At 71.1% G+C, this 20,081-nt stretch carries 15 protein-coding genes, 1 tRNA gene and 3 pseudogenes; 10 read left to right on the forward strand and 9 right to left on the reverse strand.

Going from position 1 to position 20,081, the window contains the following annotated elements; genetic code table 11:
• Positions 1 to 333: 333 nt before the first annotated feature.
• A pseudogene (locus ABZ923_RS25200) lies at positions 334 to 876 on the reverse strand (cellulose-binding domain-containing protein); the annotation flags it as partial.
• Between ABZ923_RS25200 and ABZ923_RS25205 the strand changes: the two are divergent.
• The 3 genes and pseudogenes from ABZ923_RS25205 to ABZ923_RS25215 all read left to right on the forward strand — a co-directional run.
• Positions 877 to 1,614 (forward strand): annotated as a pseudogene (locus ABZ923_RS25205) (cellulase family glycosylhydrolase); the annotation flags it as partial.
• A gap of 349 nt (positions 1,615 to 1,963) precedes the next feature.
• A complete protein-coding gene (locus ABZ923_RS25210) occupies positions 1,964 to 2,857 on the forward strand; it encodes a class I SAM-dependent methyltransferase (protein ID WP_361475671.1) in 894 nt (297 codons plus the stop codon).
• Positions 2,858 to 2,931: 74 nt separating this feature from the next.
• Positions 2,932 to 3,639, forward strand: a complete 708-nt coding sequence (locus ABZ923_RS25215) for an SDR family NAD(P)-dependent oxidoreductase (RefSeq protein ID WP_361475673.1) — start codon at positions 2,932 to 2,934, stop codon at positions 3,637 to 3,639.
• Between the two features lie 13 nt (positions 3,640 to 3,652).
• Here the strand turns inward: ABZ923_RS25215 and ABZ923_RS25220 are convergent, their stop codons facing one another.
• Complete coding sequence (locus ABZ923_RS25220) at positions 3,653 to 4,345, reverse strand: glycoside hydrolase family 75 protein (protein ID WP_361475675.1); 693 nt, start codon at positions 4,343 to 4,345, stop codon at positions 3,653 to 3,655.
• A gap of 206 nt (positions 4,346 to 4,551) precedes the next feature.
• On the opposite strand from ABZ923_RS25220, the gene ABZ923_RS25225 reads away from it, so the two are divergent.
• Entirely contained in the window at positions 4,552 to 5,163 is a 612-nt protein-coding gene (locus ABZ923_RS25225) for a hypothetical protein (RefSeq protein ID WP_361475677.1), read from the forward strand.
• Positions 5,164 to 5,278: 115 nt separating this feature from the next.
• On the opposite strand, the gene ABZ923_RS25230 is transcribed toward ABZ923_RS25225, so the two are convergent.
• From ABZ923_RS25230 to ABZ923_RS25240, 3 genes are all read right to left on the reverse strand, one after another.
• Positions 5,279 to 6,115: an aldo/keto reductase gene (locus tag ABZ923_RS25230; RefSeq protein ID WP_361475679.1), complete on the reverse strand. Its 837-nt coding sequence runs from the start codon at positions 6,113 to 6,115 to the stop codon at positions 5,279 to 5,281.
• A gap of 287 nt (positions 6,116 to 6,402) precedes the next feature.
• Entirely contained in the window at positions 6,403 to 8,229 is a 1,827-nt protein-coding gene (locus ABZ923_RS25235) for an AMP-dependent synthetase/ligase (RefSeq protein ID WP_361475681.1), read from the reverse strand.
• Positions 8,230 to 8,631: 402 nt separating this feature from the next.
• The gene (locus ABZ923_RS25240) at positions 8,632 to 9,501 is read right to left on the reverse strand and encodes a LysR substrate-binding domain-containing protein (RefSeq protein WP_361475683.1); all 870 of its coding nucleotides are present in this window, start codon (positions 9,499 to 9,501) and stop codon (positions 8,632 to 8,634) included.
• A gap of 144 nt (positions 9,502 to 9,645) precedes the next feature.
• On the opposite strand from ABZ923_RS25240, the gene ABZ923_RS25245 reads away from it, so the two are divergent.
• A complete protein-coding gene (locus ABZ923_RS25245) occupies positions 9,646 to 10,689 on the forward strand; it encodes a bile acid:sodium symporter family protein (protein WP_361475685.1) in 1,044 nt (347 codons plus the stop codon).
• Here the strand turns inward: ABZ923_RS25245 and ABZ923_RS25250 are convergent.
• Positions 10,639 to 12,519, reverse strand: coding sequence for a sialidase family protein (locus tag ABZ923_RS25250; RefSeq protein WP_361475687.1), 1,881 nt, complete (start codon positions 12,517 to 12,519; stop codon positions 10,639 to 10,641). The genes ABZ923_RS25245 and ABZ923_RS25250 overlap by 51 nt on opposite strands.
• A 115-nt stretch (positions 12,520 to 12,634) precedes the next feature.
• The gene (locus ABZ923_RS25255; RefSeq protein WP_361475689.1) at positions 12,635 to 13,552 is read right to left on the reverse strand and encodes a zinc-binding dehydrogenase; all 918 of its coding nucleotides are present in this window, start codon (positions 13,550 to 13,552) and stop codon (positions 12,635 to 12,637) included.
• A gap of 126 nt (positions 13,553 to 13,678) precedes the next feature.
• On the opposite strand from ABZ923_RS25255, the gene ABZ923_RS25260 reads away from it, so the two are divergent.
• Positions 13,679 to 14,116 carry a MarR family transcriptional regulator gene (locus ABZ923_RS25260; RefSeq protein WP_361475691.1) on the forward strand — a complete coding sequence of 146 codons (438 nt, stop codon included), beginning with the start codon at positions 13,679 to 13,681 and terminating at the stop codon, positions 14,114 to 14,116.
• 50 nt (positions 14,117 to 14,166) lie between these two features.
• Here the strand turns inward: ABZ923_RS25260 and fdhD are convergent, their stop codons facing one another.
• Together fdhD and ABZ923_RS25270 are read right to left on the reverse strand one after the other, a co-directional pair.
• Complete coding sequence (gene fdhD / locus ABZ923_RS25265) at positions 14,167 to 15,015, reverse strand: formate dehydrogenase accessory sulfurtransferase FdhD (protein ID WP_361475693.1); 849 nt, start codon at positions 15,013 to 15,015, stop codon at positions 14,167 to 14,169.
• Between the two features lie 7 nt (positions 15,016 to 15,022).
• A pseudogene (locus tag ABZ923_RS25270) lies at positions 15,023 to 15,137 on the reverse strand (Fe-S-binding domain-containing protein); the annotation flags it as partial.
• A 202-nt stretch (positions 15,138 to 15,339) separates the two neighbouring features.
• Here ABZ923_RS25270 and ABZ923_RS25275 point away from each other — a divergent pair.
• The 4 genes from ABZ923_RS25275 to fusA all read left to right on the forward strand — a co-directional run bounded on the left by ABZ923_RS25275 (position 15,340) and on the right by fusA (position 19,977).
• The gene (locus tag ABZ923_RS25275; protein ID WP_361475695.1) at positions 15,340 to 16,287 is read left to right on the forward strand and encodes a beta-ketoacyl-ACP synthase III; all 948 of its coding nucleotides are present in this window, start codon (positions 15,340 to 15,342) and stop codon (positions 16,285 to 16,287) included.
• A gap of 119 nt (positions 16,288 to 16,406) precedes the next feature.
• On the forward strand, positions 16,407 to 17,084 hold the full coding sequence (locus ABZ923_RS25280) for a GntR family transcriptional regulator (RefSeq protein ID WP_361475697.1): 678 nt from the start codon (positions 16,407 to 16,409) through the stop codon (positions 17,082 to 17,084).
• A 335-nt stretch (positions 17,085 to 17,419) separates the two neighbouring features.
• Positions 17,420 to 17,504 (forward strand) — tRNA-Leu (locus ABZ923_RS25285).
• 415 nt (positions 17,505 to 17,919) lie between these two features.
• A complete protein-coding gene (fusA, locus tag ABZ923_RS25290) occupies positions 17,920 to 19,977 on the forward strand; it encodes an elongation factor G (protein ID WP_361475699.1) in 2,058 nt (685 codons plus the stop codon).
• Positions 19,978 to 20,081: the final 104 nt, after the last annotated feature.

Here is a 20,081-nt window from a genome sequence, read left to right on the forward strand (position 1 = left end):
TCCAGCCTGGCCCGGGGCCGGTGCCGGGCACCATGGGCCGCACGGCCCCGGCCGGGGACCTTCGGCCCGGGCACGGCGTCCGCTCGCGGGCGAGGGGAGCGTCGCCACGGCAGGGCGGGAGGGAGGGGACGGGAAGGGCGCCACCCGCTTCTCGCGGATCCGGATTGCGCGGTGCGCGGCAGTCGGCCGCTTCTCCGCGTGGTCGACGCGTCCTTCCCGCTGCTACCAGCACACCACGGGAACCGCCGCCGCACCAGAGCGGAGCCGCACGTCCCGTCCCGGTGGACGCCGAGGCGGGGGCGCGCACCCGGCCGGCGCGCGCCCCCGCCGGGGTCAGCCGGTCGTACAGGTCCGGTCGCCCAGCCTGAACGACGCCGGTCTCGCGTTCGTGCCCGACCAGCTCCCCGTGAACCCGAAGGCCACCGACGAGCCCGCCGCCACGGTGCCGTTCCAGGTCACGTTCTTCGCCGTCACCGCCGGCCCCGACTGCGTGTAGCCGGCGTTCCACAGTTGCGTGATCTTCTGGCCGTTCGGAAAGGTCCAGCCGAGGAACCAGCCGCTCCAAGCCGCCGAGCCGGTGTTGGTCAGGCGGACGTCCGCCTGGAAACCGTCCGACCACTGGTTGGTGATCTTGTAGGTCACGGTGCAGGCGCCGGTGGGGGCCGGCGTCGTACCACCGTCCCCTCCTCCGCCGCCCGGGTCGGAGGTGTCGCCGTAGACCACGCCCCGGCCGTTGGTCGACACGTACACGCGGCCGTACACCCGGGGGTCGCCCGTGATCGCCGCGCCCGTCCAGCCCCACTGGTGGGTGTCGTCGTTGATCCGGGTCCAGGTCGCGCCCTTGTCCGTGGAACGGAAGATGCCGCGCACCCCGCCGTGTCCCGCGTCGAGGCCCACGGCATGACCCCGATTCTCGAACTGCACTGGTCCTACGGCCAGTACACCGGGAACTCGGCCGGCTGCTCGGACGTGCACGCCACCTGTCAGAAGCCGATGCCCGACATGCAGTACAGCCCGTCGTTCTGGTCGTCGGTGGCCAGCACCTTCAAGGGCGACCAGGCGGCCGTGTTCGACCTGTTCAACGAGCCGTACCCGGACCGGGCGACCTCGAGCGTCACGGATGCCTGGAAGTGCTGGCGGGACGGGGGCACCTGTCCCGGGATCTCGTACGAGGTCGCCGGTATCCAGGATCTCGTCGACAGTATCCGGGCTACCGGCGCCGAGAACGTCATCCTGGCCGGCGGGCTGGCGTATGCAAACGACCTCAGCCAGTGGACTGCATACAAGCCCACCGACCCGGCCGGCAATCTCGCCGCCGCCTACCACGTCTACAACTTCAACACCTGCTCCAGCGAGACCTGCTGGAACTCCATCCTCGCCCCGGTCGCCGCCCAGGCTCCCCTGATCGCCGGCGAGATCGGCGAGAACACCTGCTCGCACGGGTTCGTCGACCAGGTCATGAAGTGGTTCGACGACCACAACCTGTCCTACCTCGGCTGGACCTGGAACACCTGGGACTGCTCCTCCGGCCCCTCCCTCATCTCCGCCTACGACGGCACACCCACCGCGTACGGCACCGGCCTGCGCGACCACCTGCGCGCCCTCAGCCCGTAGATCCCACGGACCACCGAAGGCACCCGCGCTCATGAGTCGTACCAGGACGTCACTGCTCGCCGCCCTGGCGCTGGTCGCCGGTGCCTCCGGGGCGGCGCTCACCACACAGCCCGCATCCGCCGCGGCCGCCGCCGTCCGTTCCGGCAGCTGACGCAGAACGCCTACCCGCCGCTGCCGTAGCCCGGTGAACCCCCGCCGGGGCCGGACCGCACCGGTCGGGCCCGGCGGATCCCGTGCCCCACCGGACCTTGCCGTGGCGCGTCCTGTTTTTGCCGCATCGGCAACACCGCTGGCCTCCGTCCGTCATGCCGTCGCACCCTGACCGCATCCGGAAGAGAGGCTGACCACCATGGCGCACGACCACCACGAGCCCGAGCCCCGGCACGGGCACCAGCACGGTACGGAGATCGACTGGAACGAGCAGGGTCCCCTGCTGGAGTCACAGGCGGAGCTGTTCACCCCCGTCTACGAGCGGGTGATGGCGTGGCTCGGCCGGGAGGTGACCGAGCCGGGGCTGATCGTGGACGCGGGCAGCGGTCCGGGTGTGGTCTCCTGCCTGTTCGCCGAGGCGTTCCCCGGGGCCCGGGTCGTGGCCGTCGACTCCGCCGCGCCGCTGCTGGAACGCGCCCGCGCCCGGGCCGCCCGCCAGGGCGTCGCCGACCGCTTCGACACCATCGCCGGTGAACTGCCCGACGTGTTGGACGAGTTGGACTATCCGGCGGACCTGCTGTGGGCCAGCCGCAGCCTGCACCACCTCGGCGACCAGCGGGCCGCGCTCGCCGCGTTCGCCGAACGGCTCGCCCCCGGCGGCACCCTCGCCCTCCTCGAGGGCGGCCTGCCCTCCCGCTTCCTGCCCCGCGACATCGGCATCGGCCGCCCCGGACTGCAGGCGCGGCTGGACGCGCTGGAGGAGGACTGGTTCGCCCGCATGCGCGCCGACCTGCCGGGCTCGGTCGCCGAGACCGAGGACTGGCCCGCCCTGCTGACGGCCGCCGGCCTCAAACACAATCGCACCCGGACCTTCCTGCTCGACCTGCCCGCCCCCACCCCCGACCGGGCCCGCTCCTACGTCGCCGCACACCTGACCCGGCTGCGCGACGGCTTCGGAGACGCCCTGGACTCCGAGGACCGCGCCACCCTCGACCGGCTCCTCGACCCGTCCGACCCGGCGAGCGTGCACGTACGGCCGGACGTCTTCGTGCTGGGGGCGTACACCGTGCACACGGCGGTCCGCCCGGGGTAGCCCGGACAGTTGACTTGGAGCGCGCTCCAAGTGGTGGACTTCCTGGCCATCACCGACGTACAGGGGGACCAGACATGACCACGAACGATTCTCCGGTCGCGCTCATCACCGGTGGCGGCACCGGAATCGGTGCCGCCGTGGCGCGGCAGTTGCTGGACGCGGGGCACCGGGTGACGGTCACCGGGCGCGGGGAACAGCGGCTACGTGATTTCGCCGACAGTATGGGGAATCCCGACGGATTGCAGACAGTCGTCGGCAACGCGTCGGCGTTCGACGATATACAGAATGCGGTCGACCGCACGCTGAAGGCATACGGTCGATTGGATACCGTCGTCGCCAACGCCGGCTTCGCCACCCACGACACCGTGGCGGACGGCGACCCGTCCGGCTGGCCCGAGATGGTCCTCACCAACGTCCTCGGTCCCGCACTCCTCATCCGCGCCTCTGTCGACGCGCTGAAGGAGTCCCGCGGCCGGATCGTGCTCATCGGCAGTGTCGCCGGGTTCGTGAACACGCCCGGCAATCTCTACGGTGCCACCAAGTGGGCGGTCACCGGTCTCGCCGAGAACACCCGGCGGCAGGTCACGGAGTTCGGGATCGGTGTCACGCTGGTGGCCCCCGGCCGGGTGGAGACCCCGTTCTGGGACGGCAACGGCAGCCTGCCCCCGGGGCATCTCCTGACCGCCGGCCAGATCGCCGACTCGGTCGTCTGGGCGATCCGGCAGCCGGCCGGGGTCGACGTCAACACGGTCGTTGTCCGTCCGCTGGGCCAGCCCAACTGACGTACGAAAAGCCTCAGTTGTTGGCGAGGAACTGCTTGGCCAGCTTGTCGCCGAGGGTGACGGCGGCGCTGTGGCTCTCGATGGGGGAGGCCTGGGAGTTCTTGAACAGGATGTAGGTCACGCCCGAGTCGGTGCCGCCGGTGGCCGGGTCGGGGTCGATGCCGAGCGCCTTCGCGGTGGCGTACGACGCCTCGCCGATGATCTTCGTGGGGCCGGTGTCACCGACGACGGCGTACTCGACCTTGTTGTTGTAGATGACGGCGACCACGCCGCCGCCCTTGATGCCGGCGCTGGAGTAGTTCCAGATGCTGCTGGTGCTGGGCACGACGACGTACGGCAGGGTCTCCGCCTTCAGTGGCTTGCCGTCGGACTGGTGGAAGGCGGTGTCGTCCTGGTACCAGGGGTCGCGGTCCTCGTTGCAGTTGGTGGTGCGCTGGCCGTCGCAGTCGATGTCCATGTCGGCTTTCCAGAACACCGCGCCGTTCTTGCCGCACACGGGGACCGTGGCCGAGGTCTCGTCGTCGGTCTTGTACTTGCCGTTGGAGATCTGCGAACAGGACGTCACCTTGGCGAGCAGGTCGGCGGCGCTGACCGTGCCCTCCTGTGCGGACTTGGGTGAGGCGGCGGAGGCGTGCGCGGGGAGGAGTCCGGCGGCGAGCAGGGCGGTGCCGGAGGCCGCGGCGAGGGTCAGTGTTCGAAAGCGCACGGGAACCCCTTCTGTTAGGAAAGTTTCCTTACTGGGTGTCGTACACCGTGGCCCTTTGGGCATGCCCTCGTCAACCTTCGGCTTGCGAACGGCCGAAACCTGTGCGTATTGCGGTGACTTACCGGGGCGTAGAGACTGGACAGGCCGGATATTTCCCTCTTCGTCCGGCTCTGTCGGTGGTCCCCGTGCCCCGGAGGTGAGGGCTCATGTTCGTACGCGCGGTGTACGCGACCGGAGATCCGGCGCTGCTCGACACGGCCGTCCGGTCAGTGAACAGTCAGGGGCGGGACCTGCTGGAGGAACGCCCCGGATACCGGGGTGCGGGCGTGTTCGCGGACCGGGACATCGGCAAACTCCTCACGATCAGCTGGTGGGAGACCGAGGAGGCGCGGCACAACAGCGACGAGGTGATGCGCGAGCGGCGCGGGGCACTGCTGGAACCGTTCGCGGGCACCGTGGCCGTCGCCAACTTCGAGGCGGCGGTGTTCCACCAGATCACGCACCCACGCCAGGGCGGCGGACTGCGCGTGGCGAGGATGGAGTTCGACCCGCGGGACGCGGATCTCGTCGTCGACACCTTCCGGGCCACGGTCGTACCGCGGGCCGAGGCGCTGCCCGGCCTGGCCGAAGTCTGCCTGCTGATCGACCGTGAACGGGGGCGCGCTCTGGGCAGCACCCTGTTCGTCGACCGCGCCTCCCTGACCGCCTCGCGCTCGGCCGTGGCGGCCGTGCGCCACGAGGCGTCGGCGAAGGCCCACGTGGACGTCGTCGGCCTGGAGGACCTCGAGGTGGTGTACGCGGACGTGCGCTTCGAGTGAGCCGGGCCCGCCCGGTACGTCCGTCACGCCCGACCGCGCCCGGTCGTGCGCCCCGCGCGGCAGCAGGGCGCACGACCGGGACCGGAGGAGGGCGGGGCCGCCCCCGCGCCGGCGGTCAGGCCATGTCGAACGTGGCGGGGTCGGGACCCAGGCGCCGGTCCTCGTTGAGGGCGCTGATCGCGGCGAGGTCCTCGTCGTCCAGGCTGAAGTCGAACACCTCGATGTTCTCCTTGATCCGGGACGGCGTCACGGACTTCGGGATCACGATGTTGCCGAGCTGGAGGTGCCAGCGCAGTACGACCTGGGCCGGGGTGCGGTCGTGCTTCTGCGCGATCGCGACGACCGCCGGCACTTCCAGCAGGCCCTTGCCCTGGCCGAGCGGCGACCAGGCCTCCGTGGCGATGCCCTGCTCGGCGTGCAGCTCGCGCGCCTCGCGCTGCTGCAGGTGCGGGTGCAGCTCGATCTGGTTGACCGCCGGGACGACCGAGGTCTCCGAGATCAGCCGCCGCAGGTGCTCGGGAAGGAAGTTGGAGACGCCGATGGCACGGACCCGGCCGTCGGCGTGCAGCTTCTCGAACGCCTTGTAGGTGTCGATGTACCTGTCCCGGGACGGCAGCGGCCAGTGGATCAGGTACAGGTCGACGTAGTCGAGCCCCAGCTTCTCCAGCGACGCGTCGAACGCGCGCAGCGTGGAGTCGTACCCCTGGTCGCTGTTCCAGAGCTTGGTGGTGACGAAGACGTCCTCGCGGGGCAGGCCGGAGGCGGCGATGGCCTTGCCGGTGCCCTCTTCGTTGCCGTAGATCGCAGCGGTGTCGATGCTGCGGTACCCGGCCTCCAGCGCCGTGGCGACGGCCCGCTCGGCCTCGTCGTCCGGCACCTGCCAGACGCCGAAGCCCAGCTGGGGCATCTCGACGCCGTTGTTGAGGATGATCGGGGGGACCTTGCTGCTCACGAGCCTCTTGATCCTTCGGTTGTCGACAGGTGGTACTGCTATCGTCAACGATCACGGGCCGCCGTGCATTCCTGACCGCGCGATCCGCTTGCGGCCCCATGGACCTGGTACGGCCCGCGGACCGGCTCCGACCAGGGCAGCTGCCCCTCTGCGGAGGCCGGACGCGCCCGGGGTCACCGGATGCAAAAGTCTGGTGAAGCCCTGCTTGTCACCGCGTGGCGGCCCTGCGGAAGGCCCCACTGGAAGTGCCCGCCCGTGTCCTCGGGCCGGTGAGTGCCGACGAGGCGTCAGGTCTGGTAGAGGGCGTCGACCTCGTTCGCGTACGCCTTCTCGATCGCCTTCCGCTTCAGCTTCAGCGACGGCGTCAGCAGCCCGTGTTCCTCGGTGAACGGCTGCGCCAGGATGCGGAAGGTGCGGATCGACTCGGCCTGGGAGACGAGGGTGTTGGCGGCGACCACCGCCCGCCGTACCTCCGTCTCCAGGTCCGGGTCGCGCACCAGCTCGGCCGGGGCCAGTCTGGGTTTGCCGCGCATCTGCAGCCAGTGTTCGACCGCCTCCTGGTCCAGGGTGACCAGGGCGGCGATGTAGGGGCGGTCGTTGCCGACCACGATGCACTGGTTGACCAGCGGATGCTCGCGGACCCGCTCCTCCAGCACGCCGGGGGAGACGCTCTTGCCGCCGGAGGTCACCAGGATCTCCTTCTTGCGGCCGGTGATGGTCAGATAGCCGTCCTCGTCGAGGGAGCCGAGGTCGCCGGTGGCGAGCCAGCCGTCGTGCAGGGTCTGGTCGGTGGCCTTGGGGTTGTTGAGGTAGCCCTGGAAGACGTTGCCGCCGTGCAGCCAGATCTCCCCGTCGTCGGCGATGTGCACGGTCACGCCCGGGATGGCCTGGCCCACGGTGCCGTAGCGGGTGCGCTCGGGCGGGTTCGCGGTCGCCGCGGCCGTCGACTCGGTCAGGCCGTAGCCCTCGTAGATCTGCACACCGGCGCCCGCGAAGAACAGCCCCAGCCGGCGGTCCATACCCGATCCACCGGACATTGCATTCCGTATACGACCGCCCATGGCCGCGCGGACTTTTGCATACACGAGCTTGTCGAACAGCTGGTGCTGCATCCGCAGCCCCGCCGACGGGCCCGGCCCGATGCCCCAGGCCTTCGCCTCCACCGCCTCCGCGTACTTCACGGCGATGTCGACGGCCTTCTCGAACGGCCCGGCCTTGCCCTCCTTCTCGGCCTTGCGGCGGGCGGCGTTGAACACCTTCTCGAAGATGTACGGCACCGCGAGGATGAACGTCGGCCGGAACGCGGCCAGGTCCGGCAGCAGGGCGGCGGCATGCAGCTGCGGCTGGTGCCCGAAGCGGACCCGGCCGCGGATCGCGGCGACCTCCACCATCCGCCCGAAGACGTGCGCCAGCGGCAGGAACAGCAGCGTGGACGCCTCGTCGCCCTTCTTGGAGTGGAACACCGGCTCCCACCGCTGGATCACGGTGTCCGCCTCGAACATGAAGTTGCCGTGGGAGAGCACACAGCCCTTGGGGCGGCCGGTGGTGCCGGAGGTGTAGATGACGGTGGCGACCGAGTCCGGGGTGACCGCCTGCCGGTGCCGGTGCACCACCTCGTCGTCCAGGTGCGCCCCGGCGTCGTACAGCTCCTGCACGCAGCCGGCGTCCAGCTGCCACAGCTGGCGCAGCTGAGGCAGCCGGTCGATGACGGTGGCGATGGTCATCGCGTGGTCCTCGTGCTCCACGATCGCCGCGGACACCTCGGCGTCGTAGAGCATCCAGAAGCACTGCTCGGCCGAGGAGGTGGGGTAGACGGGCACCACCTGGGCGCCGATGGTCCACAGGGCGAAGTCGAAGAGGGTCCACTCGTAGCGGGTGCGGGACATGATCGCGACCCGGTCGCCGAACCGGACGCCGCGGGCGAGCAGGCCCTTGGCGAGGGCCGTGACCTCGTCGCGGAACTCGGCGGAGGTCACGTCCCGCCACTGTCCGTCGGTGTCCTTGCGGCCGAGGGCGATGTGGAGCGGGTCGGTCAGGGCATGGTCGAAGACGACGTCTGCCAGACCGCCCGCCGGCGGCGCCGACGCCAGCGGAGGGTTGGTGAACTCGCGCAACCTCGCTCCCGGTGTCTCGCGCCTCAGTGACGTTGGTCCACGCACCGCACAGCGCGGTGAAAGCTACCCCACCCGGTCGGTATCCGGGAGGGGTACGGAAACCGAGCAAACCTCACGTTCCACCTGGACGACGGTCGTGAAATGCCCGCACATGGGGAAGGGCCGGACACGATACTGACGGGTCAGTAAGTTTCGGTCCCGTAATCTCCACCGAATCTGTACGCGCCGATTACGGTGCCCCACGCGCGCGGGGAGCGCCCCGGAAGCCTCGCTGCGAAGCCGCCCGGGTGCACTGGACTCCCCGGCGGCAGGGCCGTGGCCGCCTACGACGCCTTCCTGCGCCGGCTGAGGCAGCGGACGTACCGTCGCCCCGCGCGCCGGCAGGCACGGGGCGGGCCGCGGTCAGCCGCTGCTGCGCCGCAACCGCTCGCCGCCCGCCAGGACCGCCGCCGCCAGCGCGTTCGCGGCGCCCTCGGCCGGACCCCGGCGGCGGCCGTGGACGAGAACGAAGTCGACCTTGCCCAGATCCGGCAGACCCGCACGGTCGGGCAGCCGGAACAGGCCCGGCGGGATCAGCCGCCGGGAGTGGGCCATCACCCCGAGCCCGGCACGGGCCGCCGCGACCAGCCCGTTGAGACTGCCGCTCGTACACACGATCCGCCACGGACGGCCCTGCCGCTCCAGCACCTCCAGCGCCCGGGCCCGGGTGATGCCCGGCGGCGGATACACGATCAGCGGAACCGGCCGGTCGGGTTCCAGCCGCAGCCGCTCAGCACCGATCCACACCAGGTCGTCGCGCCAGACCAGCTCACCGCGCGGATCCTCCGGACGCCGCTTGGCCAGCACCAGGTCGAGCTTCCCGGCGGCCAGCTGCTCGTGCAGGGTCCCCGACAGCTCCACCGTCAGCTCCAGGTCGACCTCCGGATGGTCGTAGCGGAAGCCCTCCAGGATCTCCGGCAGCCGGGTCAGCACGAAGTCCTCCGAGGCGCCGAAACGCAGCCGGCCACGCACGCGCGTGCCGGTGAAGAACGCGGTGGCCTGCTCGTGCACCTCCAGGATCCGGCGGGCGAACCCCAGCATCACCTCGCCGTCCTCGGTCAGCTCCACCGAATGGGTGTCCCGGGCGAACAGCTGCCGGCCGGCCGCTTCCTCCAGCCGGCGCACATGCTGGCTGACCGTGGACTGGCGCAGCCCCAGCCGCCGGGCCGCCTGCGTGAAGTTCAGCGTCTGGGCGACCGCCAGAAAGGTGCGCAACTGCGTCGGGTCGTACACGCCACCCGAGCCTAGCGCGGCCATCGCTGTCCATGATGACAGTGAGAGCGGTGTGCGGGATTCCCGATCGGCCGCCGGAGGAGGACCATGGAGAGGGGCCCTACGGCCCCGGGAACGCCCGTCACCCACCGCAATCGGAGCACTGTGAAACGCCTGCGCCGGCCGAGTCGGATGCCGATCGACCCGTACATCGTGCTGCTGCTCGGGACGGTCGGACTCGCCGCGCTCCTCCCCGCCCGCGGCACCGCCGCCGACGTCACCTCCGGCGCCTCCACGGCCGCGATCGCCTTCCTCTTCTTCCTCTACGGCGCCCGGCTGTCCACCCGCGAGGCACTCGACGGACTCAGGCACTGGCGGCTCCACCTCACCGTGCTGATCTGCACCTTCGTCGTCTTCCCGGTGTTCGGGCTCGCCGCGCGCGGACTGGTCCCGGTCCTGCTCACCCAGCCCCTCTACCAGGGCCTGCTCTTCCTGACGCTGGTGCCCTCCACGATCCAGTCGTCCATCGCCTTCACCTCGATCGCCCGCGGCAACGTGCCCGCCGCGATCTGCGCCGGGTCCTTCTCCTCCCTCGCCGGCATCGTCCTGACCCCGCTGCTCGCCGCGGGACTGCTCGGGGGCGACGGGGTCGGGTTCTCCACCGACTCACTGCTGAAGATCGTGCTCCAGCTGCTGGTGCCGTTCCTCGCCGGGCAACTGCTGCGGCGGTGGATCGGCGGCTTCGTCACCCGCCACAAGAAGGTCCTGGGGCTCGTCGACCGCGGCTCCATCCTCCTGGTCGTCTACAACGCGTTCAGCGAGGGCATGAACCAGGGCATCTGGCACCAGGTCAGCCCCGTCCGACTGGCCGGCCTGCTCGGTGTCGAGGCCGTCCTGCTGGCCGTGATGCTGCTCCTGACCTGGTACGGCGCCCGGGCCCTCGGCTTCCGCCGGGAGGACCGGATCGCCATCCAGTTCGCCGGGTCGAAGAAATCCCTCGCCTCCGGGCTGCCCATGGCGAGCGTCCTCTTCGGCAGCCACGCCTCCCTGGCCGTCCTGCCGCTGATGCTCTTCCACCAGATGCAGCTGATGGTGTGCGCGGTCATCGCCAAGCGGCGCGCCCGCGATCCCGAGGCGAACGCGGACGCGCCCGAAGGGTCAGCCGCGCACCCGGTCGAGGGGCAGCCAGAGGACCGTGTCCTGCGGTGACCGCAGGACGTCCGGGTCGGCCAGCTCCTCGTCGGTGCGCACCCGGTCCCAAACACGCACCTCGTCCAGCGCGCCGGTGAAGAAGGCGCGGCTGTCCATGCGCTGACCGAGGTGGACGCCGAAGGGGGAGTTACGGCTGACGGAACCCGGTACATCGGCGACGGCAGACTGCATACCGTCGACGGACAACGACAGCCGGCCGTCGCCGCGGCGGAGTACGGCGTGATGCCAGAGACCATCGTTGTATGCAATATCCGTGCGAACGTATGCAGTCTGCGGTGGACTGGCGGCATGACGCACGGTGATCAACGCCTGTATACGGTGGTTCGCCGGCTCCCCGCGCAGCCACACCTGCGGCTGGCTGGTGCCGATACCGCCCATCCACAGCAGCGGCTGCTCCCCGGCCGTCGCCGTGTACCGGAACCAGAGCGACGCCGTGAAGTCCTTCGTGTCCAAGGGGAGGCCGGCGCGGTACGGCAGGCGTACGGCGTCGTCCGTGCCGTCGAACTCCAGCGCCTTCCCGGACACCCCCTCCGTCTCCTCCGGGTCGCCGATCACCACCGCCGGCCGGGCGTGCGGCGCGAGGTCGGCGGTGACCGGGTCGGGGCCGCGGCGCGGGGCGAGCCAGTCCTCGCTGAAGCGGGCGAAGCGGATCTCGTCGCGGGCGTCCACCGCGCCGCCCTCGTACATCAGGCCGACCGTGCCGGAGTCGACGCGCACCAGGTCGGAGTAGCCGGACCAGTCCGGGGTGACGACCGTGCCGCGGTCGACGCTGTCCCAGGTCCGGCCGCCGTCGTAGGAGGAGCGGATCATCATGGTGCGTCGCCGGTCGGGGTCGCCGGGGCAGGCGAGCAGGAGACGGCCGCCCAGGCGCAGCAGTGAGCCCTGCACCTGAGGGGTGTAGAGGCCGGGCAGGCCGCGGAACGGGGCGGTGAAGCTGGTGCCGCCGTCGCGGCTGACGGCCTGGGTGCGGTGACCGAGGTCGGTACCGTCCTGCTCCCGGCCGCTGACCAGGACCGAGCCGTCACCGCGCTCGGCGAGGGTCAGTTCGGAGGGCTTCTGCCGGAAGGTGCCGTCGGCGGCGATGGGCCAGGTGTCGGTGGCGCCGGTCCGCCAGTGGCCGCCGTGGTCGTCGCTGACGATCAGTGCCGCGTGGTTGGCGGTGACCCTGCTGCCGTTCCACGTCTCGGCGTTGACCCCGAAGACCAGGCGCCCCGCGTACCGGCCGCGGGTGAGCTGGATCCCGTGGACAGGCCCGGTGGCGTACCAGGAGTTCCAGTCGGCGGGCAGGATCTCGGGGCTGAGATCGCGTGGCTCCGACCAGGTCCGGCCGTCGTCGTCGCTGTACTGCAGATGCGGGGTGCGGTCGCAGGGCACCGAACAGCCGGCGCTGTCCGTGCGGCCCGTGTTGTAGGTCTCGGCGAGCCAGATCCGGCCGGTGGCACGGTCCACGACCGGTGCCGGGTTGCCGTGCGTGTCGCCGGCGCCCTCGTTGACCACCTGTAACGGCCCCCAGGTGCGGCCGCCGTCGGTGGAGCGTTTGAGCACGATGTCGATGTCGGCCGCGTCCCCGCAGTTGAGGACCCGGCCCTCGGCGAACGCCAGCAGCGCGTCGTCGACCGTTCTGACGACCGCCGGGATGCGGAAGCACGCGTAACCGGGGTCCTGGGCAGCCTTGAACAGCACCTGCTGTTCGAACCGCGGTGCTGTGCCGCCCGCCGGCCGGGCCTGGGCCGGATGGGCGGGGACGAGCGGGGCGAGCAGGCCGGCCGCGGTGACGGCGGCGATGGCGAGTACGGATCTGAGACGGGCGCGAAGACATGACGGCACGGTGCGACCTGCCCTTCGTCGGCCGGACATCTGGACATCCCGACATCCCACGTCCAACGTGCGTTCCATCGACGGTAGTTGGGGGTGGCGCACGTCACAAGAAGCGTGCAGACGGTTATGGGCGCAGGACGACCTTGCCGAGGTTGGCCCTGGACATGATCACCTGGCGAGCAGCCGCCGCGTCCTCCAGGGCGAACTCCCCGTGCACAGCAGGCTTTACGGCACCCTCGGCGAACAGGCGCCACAGGTCCTGCCGCCACTGCTCGTACACGTCCGGCCGGCCGCGGGCGATCAGTGCCATCTGGAAGCCGATCACGGATTTGGCCCCCACCAGCAGGTCGTAGGCCTGGACCGTGCCGCCGCCGGAGCTATACGCGACCAGGCGGCCGTACGGGGCGAGCGCGGCGAGGGCGGGGGTGAGCAGGTCGCCGCCGACCGCATCCAGTACACAGTCGACCGGATCACCCCAGCTGTCGTCCTCATACTGCATACAGTCGTCCGCGCCGAGCGAGCGGACGAAATCCGCCTTCGCTCGACCGGATACGGCCCCCAGCACCCGTCCCGCGCCCCGCGCCCGGGCCAACTGCACGGCGAGATGCCCGACGCCGCTCGCCGCCGCCGTGACAAGGACCGACTCTCCCGGTGCGAGCCGTGCCGCCTCCAGCGCGCCCAGCGCCACCAGGCCACTGCGTACCAGCGCGACCGCGGTCACGGCGTCGGCGTCGTCCGGGATCGGCGAGGTCATGGCCTCGTGCAGCACGGCGAACTCGGCGTACCCGTATCCGAAGCACAGCCCGGTCACCCGGTCGCCGACGCGGAAGCGGGTGACGCCCTCGCCCGTCGCGACCACCTCGCCCGCGACCTCACCTCCCAGTTGCACCGGCTCCGCGGCCTCGGTCACCTTGCGGACCATCGGCAGGGTGATGCCGACGGCCGCGCAGCGCACCAGCAGCTCGCCGGGGCCCGGTTCGGGAATGGGAGCCTCCTCGACGAACAGGGGTCCGCCGGTGGACTCGTATCGGACGCGACGCATGGCAACCTCCAGAGGCCGGGCGAGCCGGCGCGGTAATCATTGGGAACACCCATGAAATCGTTGGGGGTCCCAACGGTAGAGGGGATTCGTTGGGAAGTCCAATGAGTCTTCGGATAGGCTGCCGTCATGGCCGAAGCACCCCTGCCCGCGATCCGCTCCCTGCCCAGCTGGCTCCTCGGGCGAGCCGCCGCGCGGGGCCGCGCCCTGGTCGCCGACGCCCTCGCGGCCGAAGGGCTGAAGATGTGGCACCACGTCGTCCTCTCCGCCGTCCGGGACCTCGCCCCGGTGGCCCAGGCCGACCTCGGACGCAGCGTCAGCCTCGACCCCAAGGACGTCGTCGGCATCCTCAACGACCTGCAGTCCGCCGGCCTGGTCGACCGCGCCCCCGATCCCCGCGACCGGCGCAAGAACGCCGTCTCCCTCACCGACGACGGCGCCCGTCTTCTCGTACGCTGCGAAAAGACCGCCCGTCAGGCCAACGACGAACTGCTCGCCCCCCTGTCGGCCGCCGAACGGGACCAGTTCATGGGCCTGCTGCTGCGGATCTCCGGCGCGGAGGGCTGACCGAGCCTCGTGTCGCCCGGCCGGCCGAGCGCAGTCGAGAAGTACACCGGTCAGCCGTGGGTGGCCGACTCCCGCAGGACGATCCGCTCCTCGCCCGCGTACACGTTCATGGAGCTGCCCCGCAGGAAGCCCACCAGGGTCAGACCGGTCTCCGCGGCCAGGTCCACCGCGAGCGACGAGGGTGCCGAAACGGCCGCCAGCAGGGGGATGCCCGCCATGACCGCCTTCTGGGCCAGCTCGAAGGAGGCCCGGCCGGAGACCATGAGGATCGTCCGGGACAGCGGCAGCCCGTCGTTCTGCAGCGCGCGTCCGACCAGCTTGTCGACCGCGTTGTGCCGGCCCACGTCCTCACGGGTGTCCAGCAGCTCTCCGTCCTCGCTGAACAGGGCCGCCGCGTGCAGGCCCCCGGTCCGGTCGAACACCCGCTGTGCCGATCGCAGCCGGTCGGGGAGGCTTGCCAGCAACTCGGGGGTGACCCGGAGCGGGGGAGTGTCGGCGATCGGCCAGCGCGCGGTCGTGCGGACAGCGTCCAGGCTCGCCTTGCCGCACAGCCCGCACGAGGAGGAGGTGTAGACGTTCCGCTCCAGACTGAAGTCCGGGAGCGTGACACCGGGCGCGGTCTTCACGTCGACGACGTTGTAGGTGTTCGAACCGTCTACGGTCGCCCCTGCACAGTAGACAATATTCTGCAGATCGGATGCCGTAGCCAGGACACCTTCGCTCACCAGGAAACCCGCCGCCAGCGCGAAGTCGTCGCCGGGGGTGCGCATGGTGATCGCGAGCGGCTTGCCGTTCAGCCGGATCTCCAGGGGTTCCTCGGCGACGAGCGTGTCCGGCCGGGTGGAGACCACGCCGTCCCGGATGCGGAGGACCTTGCGTCGTTCCGTGACTCGTCCCATGTCCTGATCAGCCCCGGTTCTGTATGTACTGGTAGCGGAAAGGGCCCTTGATGCAGAGGTTGCCGCGGATCACCGGACCGTCGTGTGGCCGAGGTGACCTCCACGATCACATTGTCCTGCACACGGGAAATCAGGCGCAGGCCGGTCTGCGCGAACCGCGGAGAAGCCCGGATGGTGACGCGGCGGATGCGTGCACGTCCGACAGTCTGAGGAGAGCCGACAATCCCGGCGCCCGTTTCCTGTGGGTTCACCTGCCCTCGTACCCGTGAGTCACTGATCAGACTGGTGGATCCCGCTACCCACGGCACGAGGGGATCCCCCGGCATGAACGGCTCACGCATCGCCGCCATCGGTCACTACCAGCCCGCCAAGGTGCTCACCAACGACGAGCTGGCAGGCATGGTCGACACCAGTGACGAGTGGATCCGCACCCGGGTGGGCATCCGGACCCGGCACATCGCCGGTCCCGACGAGCCGGTCGACGAGCTGGCCGCGCACGCCGCCGCCAAGGCACTCGCCGCGGCCGGCCTCGCCCCGGGCGACATCGACCTGGTCCTCGTTGCCACCTCCACCGCGATCGACCGTTCCCCGAACACCGCCGCCCGGGTCGCGGCCCGGCTCGGTATCCCGCAGCCCGCCGCCATGGACGTCAACGTGGTGTGCGCCGGCTTCACCCACGCGCTGGCCACCGCCGACCACACGCTCCGGGCCGGCGCGGCCACCCGCGCCCTGGTCGTCGGCGCCGACAAGATGTCCGATGTCACCGACTGGACCGACCGCTCCACCTGCGTCCTCGTCGGCGACGGCGCCGGGGCCGCCGTCCTGACGGCATGCGCGCCGGGAGAGGAGCCCGGGGTCGGGCCGGTGCTGTGGGGATCGGTGCCGGAGATGGGACACGCCGTGCGGATCGAGGGGACGCCACCGCGGTTCGCACAGGAGGGGCAGAGCGTCTACCGCTGGGCCACCACCCAGCTGCCGGCCATCGCCCGCAAGGCCTGTGAGAAGGCGGGTGTGGCGCCCGAGGATCTCGCCGGGGTCGTCCTGCACCAGGCCAACCTGCGGATCATCGAGCCGCTGGCCGAGAAACTCGGCGCCGTCAACGCGGTGATCGCCCGCGATGTCACCGAATCCGGCAACACCTCCGCCGCCAGTATTCCGCTCGCCTTCTCCAAGTTGGTCGAGCGAGGAGCGCTCAGCACCGGCGATCCGGTGCTGCTGTTCGGTTTCGGCGGCAATCTGTCGTACGCCGGGCAGGTCGTACGCTGCCCCTGAGTCCAGGATTCTGTGCGCTGTCTTCTGAATACGGTGCACCGAAGACTGTAGACAAAAGACGATTGATGCTGAGCGTCCAGCGCCCCGTGCGCCCGGACCTGCCCAGGAGGGGGACCGCGATGTTGTCGACCGGACTGCCGCAGGGGGCGGTGCCCAAGCTGGAACGCCCAGGCCCGCTGCGTGAACGCGTGTACGAGGCGCTGCTGGAACTCATCACCACCCGCGCGCTGCAGCCCGGTCAGCACCTGGTGGAGAGTGAACTCGCCGGACACCTCGGCGTCTCCCGTCAGCCCGTGCGCGAGGCGCTGCAGCGGCTCAACACCGAGGGCTGGGTCGATCTGCGGCCCGCGCAGGGAGCCTTCGTGCACGAGCCGACCGAGGACGAGGCCGACCAACTGCTCACGGTCCGCACCCTGCTGGAGGCGGAGGCGGCCCGGCTGGCTGCCCTGAACGCCGACGAGGCGGGTGTCGACGCGCTCCGTCTGATCGTGGAGCAGGGCCGGCTGGCCGTCGCCGCCGACGACGTGAACCGGGCCGTGGCGCTGAACGCCGCCTTCCATGCCAAGATCATGGAGTTGGCCGGGAACACCGTCCTGTCCGAACTCGCCGCCCAGGTCGACCGCAGGGTGCGTTGGTACTACACGCCGGTGGCCCGCCTGCGCGGTGGCACCTCCTGGTCGGAGCACTCCGATCTGATGCTGGCCATTCGCGCTCACGACGCGGACCTGGCCACCCGGCTCATGCGGGAACACACCGAGCACACTCGCCACTCGTACCAGCACCGCAAGGCGTCCTGACCGACGGCGGTCCGGCCGAGGACTGTCTCCCGGGCGCTTTCCGGCCAACGAGCGGCGACGGCATTTCAGTCACCGAGTCGGTCTGCCGCCTACTCCCGTCCGGCGGCGACCTGCTTGCCCGCACCTACGCGCTGGCGGTCGACTGCAGGTCGCCCGTGCGCCCGTAGCCGGTCTTTCACCCACCGTACGCAGTCTCTTGCAGACTGTATACGTCGACAATCGGCCGCTCCCCACCCGCCGCGCAGACGGATACGCAGGTGAAACGCACTCCGAAACCTTGGTATTGTTGTCCATGTCGCCGCAGGGAACACACCCCGCAAGGCGGCAGACACCTAGTCCGGGTGGCGGAATGGCAGACGCGCTAGCTTGAGGTGCTAGTGCCCTTTATCGGGCGTGGGGGTTCAAGTCCCCCCTCGGACACCGACAGGAAACCCCATGGCTGCGGCCATGGGGTTTCTTCGTTGCCGCCGCGAAACAGGGCTCCCGGCGGAAAATCGGTACCCCACCGGCTGATCGTTTTCCTAGACTCGCCACCGCACCGCGCGCCGCACCCGTACCAGGGTGGCGCGCTTCGTGAGCCGTGACGATCGAGGGGAGCCGGGCCGTGCGTGACCGTACCGCCGCCGTCGTTCCCCCTGCGCGGACCGAGGTGATCCTGGTGTCCTCGTCCGTCCGGTGCCCGCTGCGCGGCCGGCACCGGATGCCCGTGACGCCCCGCTGACACCCCGGCCGCCCGCCCGGCACCCGTCCGGCCGCCGCCGTACCGTCCGCTCCCTCCGGCACACGGGGAATCGCGCCGCCCTTCTCCAGGAACTCTCCCGAAAGGCACCGGGCCGTGCGCACCCACATCGACACCATCACCGCCGTCCGCAACCTCGGCATCCTCGCCCACGTCGACGCCGGCAAGACCACCGTCACCGAGCGGATCCTGTATGCGACGGGCACCACCCACAAGCGGGGCGAGGTGCACGACGGCACCACCGTCACCGACTTCGACCAGCAGGAACGCGACCGTGGCATCACCATCTTCGCCGCTGCCGTCAGCTGCGCCTGGGACGGCCACCGCATCAACCTCATCGACACCCCCGGCCACGTCGACTTCGCTGACGAGGTCGAGCGGTCGCTGCGGATCCTCGACGGGGCGGTCGCCGTGTTCGACGCCGTCGCCGGCGTCGAACCGCAGAGCGAGTCGGTGTGGCGGCAGGCCGACCGGCACGGCGTCCCGAGGATCGCGTTCGTCAACAAGCTGGACCGTGCGGGCGCCGACCTCGACCGGGCCGTCGGCTCCATCCGGGACCGGCTGCACCCCGCGCCGCTGGTCGTCCAGCTGCCGATCGGCGCCGAGGACGGTTTCACCGGTGTCGTGGACCTGGTGCGGATGCGGTCCCTGGTGTGGGGCGACGGCGAGGGTACGGCCAGGGAAGGGGCGGTGCCCGAGGGGCTGCGGGAGGAGGCGGTACGGCGGCGGCGCGCGCTGGAGGAAGCGGTCGCCGAACGGCATCCGGCCGCGCTGGAGGAGTTCTGCGACCGTGAGACGCTCTCCGCCGCGACGCTCACCGCTGCCCTTCGCGACCTCACCCGCACCGGTGACGGCGTGGTCGTGCTGTGCGGCTCCGCCTACCGCAACCGCGGGATCGAACCGCTGCTGGACGCTGTGGTGGCCTACCTGCCGTCACCGCTGGACGTGCCCGCCGTACGCGGTGTCGGTGAGGACGCCGGGCAGCTGCGTGCCGCCGACCCCGAAGCGCCTTTCGCGGGGCTGGTGTTCAAGGTGAACGCGAGCGCCACCGGCCGGCTGGCCTACGTGCGGGTCTACTCCGGCACCGTCGAGAAGGGGGACACCGTGCGGGACCCGGGAAGCGGGCGCACCGAGCGGGTGGCGCGGATCCTGCGGGTCATGGCGGACCGGCACGTCCAGTTGGACCGGGCGGTCGCCGGTGACATCGTCGCGCTGGCGGGCGTGAAGTCGGCCCGGGTCGGTGCCACGCTGTGCGACCCCGGGGCCCCGGTGCTGCTGGAACCGCCGGTGGCCGCCGAGCCCGTGGTGTCCGTGGCGGTCGAGGCGCGGCGCGGCACGGACACCGGGCGGCTCGCGGCGGCGCTCGCCCGGCTCGTCGAGGAGGACCCCTCGCTGGTGGTGCGCACCGACGACGAGACCGGGCAGACCGTCCTGTCCGGGATGGGCGAACTCCATCTGGAGGTCGCGGTGGAGAAGATCCGCCGCGACGGCGGGCCGGAGGTCACGGTGGGCCGCCCCGGGGTGGCGTACCGGGAGACCGTGGTCGGCGGTGTCAGCGGTTTCGTGTTCCGGCACGTCAAACAGGACGGCGGCGCGGGGCAGTTCGCGCACATCGTCCTGGACGTGGAGCCGCTGGGCCCCGAAGCGGGCGTCACCGGCTTCGAGTTCCGGTCCGCCGTGGTCGGCGGGCGGGTGCCGCAGGAGTACGTGCGCGCGGTGGAGGCCGGCTGCCGGGACGCGCTCGCCGAGGGACCGCTCGGCGGGCACCCGGTGACTGGGCTGCGCGTCACGCTGACCGACGGCTCCACCCATGTCAGGGACTCCTCCGACACGGCCTTCCGTACCGCCGGCCGGCTGGGTTTGCGCGAGGCCCTGCGGGCGTGCGCGACCGCGCTGCTCGAACCGGTCGCGGAGGTGACGGTGACCGTGCCGGAGGACGCGGTCGGCGGGGTGCTCGGGGACCTGGCCGCCCGCCGCGGCCGGGTCGGCGGCTCGCACACCCGTGGCGGCGCCGCCGTACTGACCGCGACCGTGCCGCTGGCCGAACTGTTCGGCTACGCCACCCGGTTGCGCAGCCGCACCCAGGGCCGGGGCACCTTCACCACCCGGCCCGCCGGCTACGCGCCGGCACCGGTACGGACCCACGTCCGGTAAGGGGTACGGTCCCCGGTGCCGGCCCGCACCACGAGTCGTCGACCCGTGGCGGTTGTGTTCGCAGTGTGACCACCGGGACAATGAGGGTGATGAACGACGACCTG

This window comes from Streptomyces sp. NPDC046881, from assembly GCF_040645015.1.
Classification (GTDB): domain Bacteria; phylum Actinomycetota; class Actinomycetes; order Streptomycetales; family Streptomycetaceae; genus Streptomyces.